The 13,892-nt window shown below is 58.3% G+C and carries 6 protein-coding genes; all 6 read right to left on the bottom strand.

Going from position 1 to position 13,892, the window contains the following annotated elements; all coding sequences use genetic code 11:
• Positions 1 to 508: 508 nt before the first annotated feature.
• From brxL to brxC, 6 genes are read right to left on the bottom strand one after another with little or no spacing between them, the layout of a single operon-like run.
• Positions 509 to 2,578: a BREX system Lon protease-like protein BrxL gene (gene brxL / locus DFR51_RS15195; protein WP_121052758.1), complete on the bottom strand. Its 2,070-nt coding sequence runs from the start codon at positions 2,576 to 2,578 to the stop codon at positions 509 to 511.
• 10 nt (positions 2,579 to 2,588) lie between these two features.
• Complete coding sequence (gene pglZ / locus DFR51_RS15190; protein WP_121052756.1) at positions 2,589 to 5,090, bottom strand: BREX-1 system phosphatase PglZ type A; 2,502 nt, start codon at positions 5,088 to 5,090, stop codon at positions 2,589 to 2,591.
• A 2-nt stretch (positions 5,091 to 5,092) separates the two neighbouring features.
• Positions 5,093 to 8,629 carry a BREX-1 system adenine-specific DNA-methyltransferase PglX gene (pglX, locus tag DFR51_RS15185; protein WP_121052754.1) on the bottom strand — a complete coding sequence of 1,179 codons (3,537 nt, stop codon included), beginning with the start codon at positions 8,627 to 8,629 and terminating at the stop codon, positions 5,093 to 5,095.
• Positions 8,629 to 9,180: a hypothetical protein gene (locus DFR51_RS15180; RefSeq protein ID WP_121052752.1), complete on the bottom strand. Its 552-nt coding sequence runs from the start codon at positions 9,178 to 9,180 to the stop codon at positions 8,629 to 8,631. The genes pglX and DFR51_RS15180 overlap by 1 nt, the downstream gene beginning before the upstream one ends.
• Complete coding sequence (locus tag DFR51_RS15175; RefSeq protein WP_121052750.1) at positions 9,177 to 10,352, bottom strand: AAA family ATPase; 1,176 nt, start codon at positions 10,350 to 10,352, stop codon at positions 9,177 to 9,179. Before DFR51_RS15175 ends, DFR51_RS15180 begins: the two co-directional genes overlap by 4 nt.
• Positions 10,352 to 13,891, bottom strand: a complete 3,540-nt coding sequence (gene brxC, locus DFR51_RS15170; RefSeq protein WP_121052748.1) for a BREX system P-loop protein BrxC — start codon at positions 13,889 to 13,891, stop codon at positions 10,352 to 10,354. Before brxC ends, DFR51_RS15175 begins: the two co-directional genes overlap by 1 nt.
• Position 13,892 lies beyond the last annotated feature (1 nt).

The following is a 13,892-nucleotide window of genomic DNA, read 5'->3' as shown; positions in this document are numbered from 1 at the left end:
ATCCCGACCGGCCCAGAGTTTTTCATCAACTCGCCCCGGCCAGTTCATCACCTGCTGGCCGCTACCTTTGCGCTCATGATGTTCTCATGGGCCACGCCAGCGCTGGCCGCCCCATGCGAAGGGCGACTTCCTTCAGTCGCAGGGCAGAAATTCGAGGGCTTGGTACGGTACGTAGGGGACGGTGACAGCCTCTGCGTTGGGCAGGCGGCAGATCCCGGCACTTGGATTGAAGTCCGCCTCGCCGACTTTAATGCGCCTGAACTTCACGCACCTGAAGGTCGCAGAGCAAAGGCGCTACTTGAGCAGGTCGCGTTCGGCCGTCGGGCGCGATGCGAGGCTCGTCTCGGGCGCAGCGGACGCGTCATCTCGCACGATCGAGTAATCGCAGTCTGTCGCGTGGACGGGCGGAGCATCGGAGACCTACTGAGAGAACGTCACGCGCCAGAAGGCGGAAACTGAGCGTCGGCAATGGAATCTTGTTTAATGGTTCGCATTTGCCCACGAGACGCTACTTCTTCACCCTTAAATATGTGACTTCGAATGCTTTGACCTGACGATAAGCCTGCAACCGATTGGCGAGGTTAAAAGCGTCACTCATTTCGAACTTCTGAAAAATATCAAGACCTCGATCGAGGCTGATCTTCCACCCTGCATCACTGACGATGTGACGCGCATGGATCGTGTTTGTCCCGTCAAACTCCCAGGAAAATTTAACGCCGGCGGCCGTGCTGGCGCTTTCGACAGCCATTAGATTGGCCTGCTGCTTCTCGGGGTATGTCTCGTCCGGACAGGTGATGAGCCGCACCGCGACCTCTTCTTCCGGCGCTTTGCGCACTGCGATCATCTCGATGAACTCCATCAGATTCCGCACCTGATGGAACATGCGGATGTAGGGATCGGTGACAACGATATTCGTGGCGCCTTCAAGCCATGGCCAGAAGAGATCGGCGAAAGTGACTCCTTTCTGGTTCTCGCTGAAAACCTTGTGTCCTTCGCGCGGACCGACGGCATCAGTTTTTGCTTCTCCCACGCGCTGCGCGACATTTGAGGTGGACGCACCGCTGACATCGCTTGCGCCCTCGGACATTGGACCGTCGTGGCCCATCGCGCGCTTGTGGTAGTATTGCGGGTACTCTGTCTCTTCGAGCGTTTTGACGACGACCTTCCGTCCATTTTGCGCCGTGAACGAGAAGTCCGTTTCCGGATAGGTGCTGTCGATCCGAAGAAGTTGGTCCTTTACCCGTTTCCGCCCTTCCACAGCCAGGTGCAAGATCTCTTCGACTTCGGCCTCGGTTGCGTTGTCCGCTGGAAAGAGCAGCTTCATCATACCTGAAAAAGTCTTATTCACGCCGTCGCGGTCACGGGTAGAAATATCCGACGAGAGCGTGAACAGCCCGTGGTAGCGGTTGGAATAGTCATCATTACGCATGTGCCGAAGGATTTCGGCGAGATAGTCGACGACGAACCCATACCCCGACGCGAACATCTCCCCCCGGATGACGTCAATCTCCCAGCCTGGTACATAAGTGTGAAGCCGATCGATAAAGGCTGAGTCGTAATATTTCTCGGGTAGCTCCTCGAACAAGTCGGTATGCTTCAGCATGTAGGGAACATTGTGCTTGGTGTTACCGACAAAGACCATCGATGCCTCGGCGCCAAGCGTCTCCACACCGCGCGAAAAGCTCTTGTTGGCCATGTAGTTTTTCATGATGTCGACAAGCGCTTTGTCGACGCGCTTCTGCCGCCCGGCAAACTCGTCGAAGGCCACGACATCCCAGTAGCCGACTAGGCCGATCTTGCCCGAACTGTTGTTGACGAACAGCTTCGGAACCGTCACTTCGCCACCGGAAATCAGGATGCCGTGTGGCGAGAATTCCGAGAAGATATGCGACTTGCCTGTTCCCTTCGGCCCTAGCTCTATCAGATTGTAGTTTCGCTCGACGAAGGGCACGAGGCGCATCAGTTGCAGGAGCTTGCTGCGCCGTCCGAACATCTCAGGGTCGAATCCGACCGTCTGGAACAGCAGGTCGATCCATTCCTCGGTCGTGAAGCCGGCGCGCGCGCCGAGAAAAGCATCGTAGTCGAACTTGGAGAGCTGGATCGGTTTGAGGCTGCTCAAGATCCAGGGCTCGACATTCTTGTCCTCGCTGCGCTCGTACTCGACATCGGCAATGCACCAGACACCGCTCACGAGCAGCTTGGGATGGGCCTTGACCGTGTCGGAATCGATGATGACCTTCTTGATGCCGAGATTCGCGAAGGTCGCCTCATAGGCGTCCTTGTCGGTGTTGAGGTCGACACTGATCTTGTCGATCACCTTCCACCGGCCCTTTTCCCGGATGTTCGACCGGATCAGGCCCGCCTCGTTGCGATGCACATAGTGCTTGCGCAGGATCTCCTTGACCGTCTCGATGCCCGACTGAATCGAAGCCTCGTCATTCGTGGCGCAATATTGGCCGAGCAGGAATTCCAGAACGTAGGAAGGGACGATGGCGTTGCCCTTCACCGCCTTGACCAGGTCCTTGCGCACCACGAGGCCTGGGAAGCGTTCATTGATCTTGTCGTCAAGCGCGGTCATCGCTTCCCCCTCAAAAATCGAAGTCGTTCGAGAAGCTGCGGCGCAGCGTGTAGCGAGCCGTGCGGTATTCCCTGAAGTGGGAGGTATCGGCGTGCCGTTCCTCCAGCTTCAGGATGACCTCCTGACCGTTGAATGCATCCGCTTGCCGCAAGAACAGGAAACGAACCGCGACTTCGCGCTCGCGAGCGTTCTCGGACCGGAAATCGAAGACCAGTTCATGGCTGTCGGAGATCAACTCGCCCGATTGTGCATAAATGCCGGCTCTCAGCGTGCGGGGCTGGGTCTTCTCCGTGACGGCGGCAACCTGATAGAAGCGAACCGAAATTTGGCTCGACGTAATCAACTGGTTGGAGCTGCCAATGATCTCGACTTCGACCGCCGAAGTGTCGCTCTGACGCTTCTTGTTGATCTTGACGACCGGGACCACGATTTCCTGAAGGGTTGCGCCGCCATGCACGAACCGACTCCCCGAGCCCTGGCGGCGAAGCCGGTTGATCGACTTGGGTATCAGCATTTCCACCGAACCTTCGAGGCTCGCTTGCTCCGGCGTGAAGCGCCGCAGGCCGCGATTGCCTTTCAGGCCGTGCCCAAGGATGAACCTCCGGTCGCGGAAAAGGATCATGTCACCCTCAACCTGCGCTGAAGAGAAGTCGCTCTCCTCGATCGGCCGGTGCTGGTAAATGAAACCGTGATCGGACGTTACGATCAGATTGTTGGCGTTGGCGCCGTTGAGCTTCTTGACCACCCTGACGAGCTCCTCGATCGTATCCTCAGCGGCCTCAAAGACGCGATCCTCGGACACTTGCTTATCGCCGATCGCATCGATCAAATTGTGGTAGACGTAGACAACGTCATGATCGCGGACCAGCGCACGGGCCTGATCCTTGTCCATGCCCATCAGGTCCTCGGCCTTCACGGCCGCCGTCCTATCGCCGGCCCGCCCGGTCGCTAGAACCTTCCTGCGGTTCTCCAGGCCCTGTGAACTTTGGCCGTTGACCAGGACGGTTCCGCTATCGTTGTCGGCAATCTGCAGATCCTCATTGGGCAAGAGCGACGCCATTCCGAGCTGGGTATAGCTCGGCAGGCTCCCAAACATCGGCTCGATCCCCGCTTCGTATCGGTCAAGGCTGCGAATACGGCCCAACAGCTCCTCGGCGATCTCATAGCGAAGCGCATCGGAGATGATGACGCAGATCTTCTGGTCACGCCGGCGGAACTCGCCCACATGCTCGCGGTAGAAGCTCCGCTGCGCGGGAATCGGCGGCGCCGACCAGGAGTTGGCCGCGTCCACATGCCTCTGCCAAGCGTCGTTCAGACGCAACAGGTAGCTATTGACGTAGTGATTCTCGACCTGCTCGAACAGCTCGCGCATCAGCGTCGCCTGCCCGGAGCCCTGCATGCGCCAGATGAATTTTCGATAAAGCTGGTCGATCCGATACCAGCTCTTTGCATAGCGCTCGACGCCTTCCGCGAGGCTGGTCATGCCGAGTGTCACCTGCGCCATCGCCTGCTGGAACTCGGCGGCGAAGCCGATAGCCTCGTAAATGTCGCGGTAAGAGCCATACCAATGACTCTGCCGACGCTGGCGGATCCAAGTTAGGACGTCGGCCTGCGCGACTGTCTGGCTGCCAACCTCGTGGACCAACGCGCGGATGATCGCGCGATCAACCTCCTCGAAATAGTCCACCTCGATGAGGGTTCGGAAGTCCCGCTTGGCGAGATCCTGCGCCACGCCCAACGCCTCAGCATACTCAGCCGAGAGCGTCGCGAAGGCCTCCTCAGCGTTCCGGTTGTTCTTCCAACGACGGAAGAAAACCAACGCCTCGGGAGCCAGGAGCGCTTCACCGCCAACAGCACTTTGGTAGCAGGACTTGAAAAGTGTGATCGCAAAATCGCCAATGCTCGGCTCATCGGCGCGATAACCAAACAGCCGCGACATCTGATCCCAAAGGAAGTCGCTCAGGCCGACGCGGCCGATCAACCGCAGGCTGTCGTCCTTGTCGGCGGCCAGCTCTGCCAACAGTTCCTCGACGACGGTATCAAAGTCACCATCAGCCCCTGCGCACACACCGAGCATCCTCAGGCGAAGTGTGACCTTGGTGTCGTCACCACGAACGACGGCCTTGAGCTTCTCCAGCCGGCGGCCGGAGCGAAAGAACTCCTGATGCTCCCGCGCGAGATCCTCGAAGCTGATCGGCAACCCCAGGTCCGCCAGCCAGATCGCGACCTGATCGGTCTTGAACACACCGTGCCCCAACTCGACGTCGAGCAGCCAGTTGTCGATGTCAGCCGGGCGCGGACCGTCCCGATAGAGCAGAAAGCGCTGCTTCGGCTCCTCCCGCAGGATGCGATGCTTTACCGCGAACTCGGTGTTCGCCACCTCGATCTTCTCGACGCCGTCGAGCGTCAATGTTTCGAACGCCTGACGAAATTCGTGCGCCGGATCGTACCAGAAGACGATCCGGTGCTTGTCGAATTGGGCCTCGATCCCCTTGGCGATCCGGTCCTGCACGCTCAGTCGTCCGAATCGTTGAGGCCCTTGATGGGCTTCAGGGCGGCGCCGAACTTCGGGTAATTGGCCTTCACCCCATCATCGAGGTCGATCTCGATCTTTTGCGTTGCCAATGGGAACAGGACATCACGCTCCCAGGCATCGATCTCCTCAATCTGCCTGACTGTCGCCTCGATCTCCTTCAAGGCTTTGGTCTTCTGCGCAGGCGAAGCGTCCCCGCTGATGCTAAGCGCCTCCTGCGCCCTGCGATACGCCTCGAGCTTGGACCGGAACTCGCGCAGATAGTCGTTCAACACCACGCTCACCGTGTCGGGACGGTAGCGGTGCATGTATATCAGCGCATTGAAAGTCCCCCTCGGACTGGAAAACAGCCAATAGATCGGCCGCTTCTTGTATCCTTTCACATGATCGTTGAAGAAGTCACGAGTGAAATACTTGCGAATATCCTTGCCGAGCGCCCCTTCGACAAAGGCGAGATTCTCTTGGAAATGCTCCTCGCCGAAAGTAACGCGCAGGAACCGCCGGAACCGAGCAGCGATGTCATCAGCGAACCAGTCGCCATCGAGCACAGGAATCACGTTGTCGGCGTCTGGCTCAAAGGTCGGGTTCGGGATCCTAGCGCGATAGTCCTCCACTCCCTCACCCTGGTTCGCAAGGATCAGGCCAGGTGCATCAAGACTATATCGACCAAACATGCAGCCTACAGCATAGGAGACAAACTCGCGCATCGTGTCAGCAAGCAGCAATGTCTCCAGCTCTGACTCGGCTTTCTGGTTCCCGTAGCGGTAAGCTGGATTGCAGGTGAGCGTGACAGCCTCAGGTAGCACTTCTGGTGTCAGCTCATCGTGCAAACCATAGGCATCGATAAAAACGCGGTTGTTCTCTTCTTCCAGGCGCTTCATCTCCTCCGTCATGCCGCGCCAATGCGCTCGGAGACGCGCATAAGTGCCCTCCATTGTCTTATCTCGATATTCGCGGCTGAGCAGTGGTAAGGCGACAAAAGCCCAAGAGGTTTCGTAGGCGTCCCAATCAGCACGGGCCATTTCCAAAACTGACTGGTATCTGCCGGATACAGATGGCAAATCGCTGGCCTCGAAAGGCAAGTTAAGAACATGGCCCAATTTGAAATCTAGCGTGGGAGCCAGCATTCTTAAAAAATAGCTACTGACCCTACTGTTTAAGAAGGAGACGACTTTTGCCTCGTCAGATGGAACATTCAGAAATCCCATCGGGCCTTTGGCATCGAACATGAAACCGCTTGGCACCTGGCGAACTGCAAAATCGCTGCTAGAGATACCGGACCAAGTGAACCCCTCACGGAACCCGTATTCACCATTGTAGTTGTGCGATCTCACACGGCCCGTTTTGGGATCTTTGAATTCCCGAAGTTCAGCTCCGTCCCGATACCAATTGACGAAATGCTCCGAATTTCCAAACCACCGTCTCGATCCGCCTCCCTTTACATAAGGGAACCAACGATAGTCCGTCGTTGCAGCCTCGTCGGTTGACGAGATTTCAAACCCCACCTTGCCGATCGAGACTTCATGCCACTCACGCAGAAACAGATCATTGCTTCCGGTAGTCAGACCCTCTCGGGTTTCGATCGTCTGTCCGAGAGGTAGTCGCTCTTGGAAGACATCTCGCACACGGCGCGACGCCCAATAGACGATTGGCGATCCGGGAATGGCTTCAAAATCCTCCGTGGATGCTCGGTATCTCAACCCCGAATTTCTATTCGATATTGCGTCGATTGCAGAACTACACTTTTCAGCCTCTGACGCCCCATCCACAAGTCGAATAAACTGACCCACTCTGGCGGCTTTCCTGTCGTTCCTAAGGACAAAGGCAGTAGTTGACACAACTTCGCCACCAATCGAGTCGAACGCGCGTTGACCAAGATGAGCCATTGTCTCGATTCCTGCGCGCGAAAGAATCCCTGTTCTTGCCTTTTGGTATCGAAACAAAAACATCCAGCCCTGCATTGTAATCATAGCAATACAACCAGAATGCAACGCCATGCGGCGATTGCGCTCAATAAACATGAGGTAAAGGTCGTATTTCTCGTCTGGGTATACCTCCTTTGCCCATGCGGCCAAGGCAGGGTTCATTCCACTACCTCCCATGTAGGGTGGATTAGCCACTACCGCGTGATACTTGGGGCTCAGATAGTCGGTCATGCGCAGCACAACCTGCACCCGCTCATGAACATCACGTAGGAACAGGTTGTTCTCGAACTGCTTCTCGGCGATCACTCGGCGCAGCTCCGCGACGTCCTTCAGCTTGGGTACTATGAGCGAACCGAAGTTCTTCGCCTCTCGAAACTGTCCAAGCGTCTCGCGTAGGTCCGCGGTGAACAGGTCGCGTCCCACCTCTTTCACGTAATCGGCGAGTTCATCGTCCTTGAAGCTGACGTTCTCCAGCACACATATGTTGGGCTGCACGCCGTCCTTGCCGACTCGCCGCAGGAACCGCTTGCGACGCCCGGCTGCTTTCATCGTCAGGGCAAATGCCGCCAGCGCTCCGGCACGCTCGTCGATCTCGACCCCATACAGGTTATTGGCCAGGATTAGGCCCGGGATCTCGGCCGCGTCATATCCCTCCTCCTCGTAAATGGCGTGCAGGAGATCGAAGGCATAAGTCAGCATGTGCCCCGATCCGCAGGCCGGATCGCAGACTTTGATTTCCTCCGGTGACGTGATGCGTAGGAAGTCCGCTTCCGGCTCTTCCGGAGCGACGTAGTAGTCCATGCGCTCCTTTAGCCGGGAGCCTGGCCGGTTCAGCATCCAGAGACGGCCGAGGGAATTCTCGACCAGATAGCGCACGATCCAGTGCGGGGTGAACAATTGCGTGGCGGCCGGAATATTCTCGGCCGAGATTTTTACATTTTTCTTCAGCCCTGCGAAGACCTCGTCCTTCTTTTCAGAAATGTAGAACTGGTAAAGCCAGCCGATGACCTCGACATCCTCGCAGACGTCCGGCGTCATCGCCTCGCGCAAATAGGCGAGTATCGAGGCGTTCGACAGCAGATCCTCGGGCAGCAGCAGCTCAGTGTAGTCGTCGATCCGCTCGAACAGGAACGGCATGACCCTGTGCCAGTCATTGCAGATCGCGACGAGCAGTAGTCGATAGGCTTCGGCCTGCGCGTCGGGACTGGGCGCACGTCCGTCCAGCAGGGCGCGGACCTGAACGCGAATCTTTTCCGGGACGCGGTCCTCGTCGATGTTCCCGGCCTTAGCCTCGGCCAGGATTTCGGGCTGGAACTGACCGGACAAGGGCGAGACGACGCGAACGGGGTTGAGGTCGTTCACGTCCATGAAGCGCAGGGCCGAAAAGCGGTTGAACCAGATATAGGCCACCCGCTCAATCACCTGCCCTTTGCCGTCCCGCACGATGGCCGCCTCGAGCTTCTTCATCGCCTCCGGATGCTCGCGCCGCGCGGCGGCGCCTTCCGCGAACACGGAGTCCAGCTTGGCGCTGACCTGCCCCATCAGGGTGCGGCGGGCGAACTGGGCGAACTTCTTGAGCTTCGAGGTGTCCATCAGGCGGCTGCCTCCCCATTTGCGGCCGCTGCGGGAACCCGGATCACGGGCCAGTCGGCGAATGTCTTGTTCCAGATGTCCACGGAAAGCACGACGCAGTCCGCGATGTGCTGTCGCCGCCAGGGCGTGTCGGTCTCGCACCGGATGTCGGCCAGCAGCCGATCCTTGAAGCCGGTGAGAAGCGCCTTCTGTTGCTCCGGATCGAAGGCATCCAGACCGAGCAGGACCACATATTTGAATGGCTTAACGTCACGCTCCATCAGATGGAGAAACGTGTAGGAGCTGCGCGCTTTCGGCGTCAGCTCCTGCGTGACGATTGAATTGTCCGACAGTCGCTTGAAGTAGTCCTGCTGCGCCGCGGCTGGCGCTCTCTTGTTCGACGGATCCTTGATCTCGACCAGCAGAACATCTTCGTCCCTTTCGATGACGAGATCGACGAACTTCATCTGCACCGGCAGCTTCACACCTTGTCGGTCCAACTCCTCCCAAACGAGCGCGTCGGGAAATGAGAACTCCAGATCGGCGTCGGGCTCTGCTCTGTACAGCTTCATGGCTTCGCTCCCCCCAGCGCCCGCGCCACATCTTCGTCGAACAGCTCGGCGAATGTGTCAGAGATCGCGGATTTTGAGATCAGCGAGTAGCTGTCGGCGCTTTCCACCGCCATTCTCTGAGTGTCCGGATCACGATAGAGGGCATGAAACCGGACATGATCCTCCTTCCCCTTGTCGAGCAGCAGGTCCAGCCATTTCAGAAGGACATAGTCGTGGGTGGCGAGGACGATCTGCTGGCCGTTGCGAGACAGCTCCAGAAGGACCTGAACGAGCTTCTTCATCAGTTTCGGATTCAGGTTCGCCTCTGGCTCATCCCACAGGAGAACACCGGTGGTGCCGGGATTGATCGAGCCGTTGCAGAGCAGTCGGTGCAGCACGCCGATTTTCCTGTATCCCTCAGCAGTCATGCTGCTCGAAAGCGATTGCCCGCCCTTCGGAACGAAGCGGACGATGGTAGAATCCTGATACATTTGCGCCGTCTTCGACTTCGACCGGGCAGGATCGGCTTTCTCCTCATAGCTCCCCGGCTCGAAGCGGAAGGCCCCATCATTCGTCCAGCGATATCGCCCTCCGACCAGGGCGACCAATTCACGGATGATGCTCGAAAGCCTGGGATCTTCGTCGAGGCTCGCAGCCTCATCCTCGAATCCGGGATGGACGAGGAATTCCGCGAGATCGATGTAGGTGTCGTCGAAGATCATCTCGACGGTGGCGCGATCATGCTCTGGATGGCGCATGCCACGAACGAGCGACAGGATCTCCTTGGTCGGGATGAACACGGGCTGCGTCTCATAGCCCTCCAGGCCGGCGTTCTTCTCAAGCCGTGCGACCTTGGAAGTGCCGTTAAATAAGATCGCCACACTGGAGTCGTCGCTGCCCCTCAGACACAGCCGGGTCGGCGCCGTCGAACCGCTGGCCCGCAACGTGCCGATCCTGCTCTCCTCGGGCGAGAAAAGGCGCAGGAGCTTCTTGGTTAGCTCCGCCTCTGACTTCTTTTTCGAGCGATCTGAATCCGATGCGCTCTGGCCGGCAATCGCGAGGCCGTAGATCGCTTTCAGGAGATGTGTCTTCCCGGTCCCATTGGAGCCTATGATCACGTTCACCCGCGGGGAGAGCGAGATCTCCAGTTTACCGAATGCCGTGAAGTTCTGAATTTCGAAGCCAGCGATCATCAGACGGTGACCCGTCTGCCCGCGCGGATTTCCGCAATCAGCGTGTCGCGCAGAGTATCCAGATAGGCATCGACATCCTTCTCATCGGCGAGATACGGCTTGGCATAGGTGACGCGGAGCGCGCCCGCAGCCACATATTCCGGTTGGACGGGCGCTGGCGGGGAGCTTGCGTCATCCTTGAAATTTTGCCGTTCAGCCTCCTCATCGCCCTTCTGGCCGGGCGGCGCTGGAGGAGGCGCCGTTACACGGCCGAGCAGCGCCGGATAGGTGGATGACCTGAATCCGCTCACCCGCTCACGGATCACCGCGATCAGCTTGCTGTTTGCGACTGTCTCCAGAATGCCCGTGAAGGCAGCATCGATTTCGCCGCGGTCGGAATCCGTGAGAGAGGCGAATTCGGGGAGCGCCCGTAGCTTCTCTCGAAGCTCTTCCACATCGGACAGCGCCGTTTTGCGCTCTGTCGCGATCCGGGTATCAACCTCTGCTTTCAGGGCATCGAGGGTGCCCTTTATCTGTTGGATGGTGTTGCCCTTGAAGCAGTTCGGGTCGTCCAGAACCGCACGGATAGCGTTGGCCTTTTCATCGCCGCCATAGCCGAAATTGGCACTCTGGTCGGACAGATAGGCGCGCGCCTCGTCATAGATCGCCTTCTGCGCCCCACCCATGAATCGCCGGATTGGGTCGAGAATGCCCTCCTTCAAATCGAGCAGTCGGTCCTCGTGCCGGCTCAGCTCCTGCAGATACCAGGCGTATGGCTTGCCTGTAACCTCGCGCACCGCCTCCCGCACATCACTCAATGCGGTAAGGAAGGAATAGCGCGACGACTGTGCCTCCAGCACCGCGAGATCATTCTTGAGAGCAGCAAAGGCCTCGCCCGTTTCGATCCCGAGCGCCTTTCCCTCGGAACCGGCCGGCTGCGCGTCAAAAAACTCGCGATAGAACTCCTTGAGCTTGCGCGTCTGCGCTGGCGTAAACTCCACCTGCAACTCGAGCACGATGTTGGCCAGTGCATGGGCGTTCTGAAGACTTCGTTGCAGGGCCTCCCCCTCCAACGGAGCGCCGTCCGAACGTGCTTCGATCTTGCCGCGGCCAAGCAGGCTGGCCGTGGTGCAGAGGATCGCGGCATAGGACCAACCATAAGGCTTGCGCTCAAACCGTTCGACGACGGCTTTCACCGTCGTCCGTATGCCGTTGCGGGCGTTCGATTGCGCGTAGTTGAGAATCTCCTGCTCCGCCTCCGTGAGATTCGCGGCGTCTTCGCCGAACATGCCGTCATTGCCATACGCCAGGAACTTGCCGATCTCGTTCTCCGAGTAGGCTACGCCGCGTAGCATGCCGAGGTTGACATGGACCTTGTCGACGAGGGTCTGAAACGCACGTTCGATACGGGCCTGCGGATCCTCCGACCGAACTTCAATCTCCTCTCCCCGCACGAAAAGCCGAGCTTCGCCCACTAAAGTGCGGGCCTTGAGCGTAAGGTCGCGCTGTCGGCTGCTGTTTTGCTCGCCCTTCTCGCGGATGATGCGTTCGATGGCAGGCTGCTGCGTCACCGCGCGAGCCTGGCGGACGTACTTGTCGGTCCGCTTGAACATCATCAAGTCACTGACGAAGCGGCTGTCGGCGTTGAGGACAACGGCGAGCTCGTCCCTCGACATCGTGCGCATCGCGATCGCCTCGGCGTTTCCGCTCTGCTCGTGGAATGGCGTGATGACATTGATCGAAAGCTCGTAGTCGCGACCGAGCGGCCGGTCATCAAGATAGCGCGCAAAGGAATAGTCCTGGGACGACGACTCGTGCCGGAGCTTCCGGTTCTTGATGACCCCATCAAAGACTAGGGTCTCCAGCTCCTTGGCGATCTCGGCCGTATCGACCTCCATCGCCTTGATCTCCTGCTCGACGTCCTTCTCCTCATCGGTCAGAAACTCGAACAGCTCGCCGTTGCGCTGGATATAGGTGTTCTGTTCAAGCAGGCTGAGCGCCTCGTCGACACGCCGCTTGTGCTTCGTCAGGTCCGTGTCGAACCTGTCCAGCATCAGGATTGCGACGTTTCTGGCCGTCGGCTTGAACGCCTTGACATACTTGACCAGGAACAGGGCTTTCAGAATCCGCGTGGCGAAGTCGTCGCCGAGATTCTTTTCGGCAATCAGGATTGATTGCTGGACATTCGATTTGAGCGCCGTGCGGATGCCTTCGAACATCTGGTCGAAGGTCGCGAGCCCCCCAACCGGAATATCCGCAAGCCTTACCGCAACCTCCTGGAAGACGCCCAGCATCGACCGTTCACCGACCGAGCTGTGCTTGCCCTCGAAAGCGTTGTGCTGGGACAGGTTCTGGATCGCCAACTGGAACAGCGGGTACTGGTACGGAATGAATGGATAGCTGTGAATGAAGTGATCACGGTCCCGGAAGTTCTCGAGCCGGATTGAGCCATCCGAAAAGTCGAACAGGGTCTTCAGATTGTTCGACTCGCGATGATAAAGCGCGGACAGCGCCTCGATACCGGCGTCGGTCTTCTTGAGCAGACGCTTCTGGATCACTTCGGCGACATCGGCGCTGTTAAGCGGCATCCTGTTCGCAAAGCGCGCCTGAATCTTGGAGAAGTCATTCTCCTGCCGCTGGTTCATGTCGCCGATGACGGAGGCCATGTCCTGCTGCGCCGTCACGATAAGCCAGGCCCGGCCGCGGCATTTGGTGTTCAGGCTTTCCGCGATCGTCTGCAGGTTCGTCATGAGCTTGACGTTATCGGCGATGTATTGACCGACCTCATCGACGAAAAAGTTGAGCCGGAATCCCGGCTTCTGCGCGTCGATATAGGCCTTCACCTTGTCGGCGAAGTCCTCGATCGATGACCGGAAATCCTGACGATATCGCGTCAGGATGCCCTGTCCCTCAGATGGATCAGCACCCGTAGCCTGACCATAGGCTTTGGCTACATTCGCGCTCTCCAGCAGAGCCTGTTCGCGTCCGCGGTCCCAGGGCTTGCCGGCGATGGACTGGTATGCCGCCCTGAACGTGTCGAGCAGACCGCGGCTGTCCAGATCACGCTCGAACTGCGCAATGTGAGGCTGCTTGCCATAGTAGCCGCACATTTCGTCGAAGACCTTCTGGAACACAGAAAGCAGGGCGTCGATCTGCTCCTTCGAAATCACATCGGCCTTCTGGTCGATGTTGAACAGGATGCTCTTCGACGGGATCGAGACGGCTTTGCGCAGATCAGCCGCGAGGATCTCATTGTGAGCGCACTTCTGTTTGAAAAGCTCATAGGCCGGGCTTCCGCCCACGTCCCGGTTCTCCAGAAGGAGCGCCAGCATTTTCAGCAGGTGTGACTTGCCCGAGCCGAAGAACCCGGAGATCCACACACCGTTGGCAGTGCCATAATTGTTGTAGGCGTCGAGGAACCGTTCGAGCTGCCGCTCGATCTCGTTGGTGATGACATACTCCTCGAGTTCAACCCGAAGGCTGGCCTCGTCATCCGCCTTGATGACCCCCTCGATCGCGCGATCGACAGGTTTCTCAAAAATTTCGCGAAGTTTGCTCATG

This window comes from Sphingosinicella microcystinivorans, assembly GCF_003634215.1.
Taxonomy (GTDB): Bacteria; Pseudomonadota; Alphaproteobacteria; order Sphingomonadales; family Sphingomonadaceae; genus Sphingosinicella; species Sphingosinicella microcystinivorans.
Note: the sequence above shows the minus strand (reverse complement) of the source record. Positions and strands in the feature narration are given on the sequence as shown.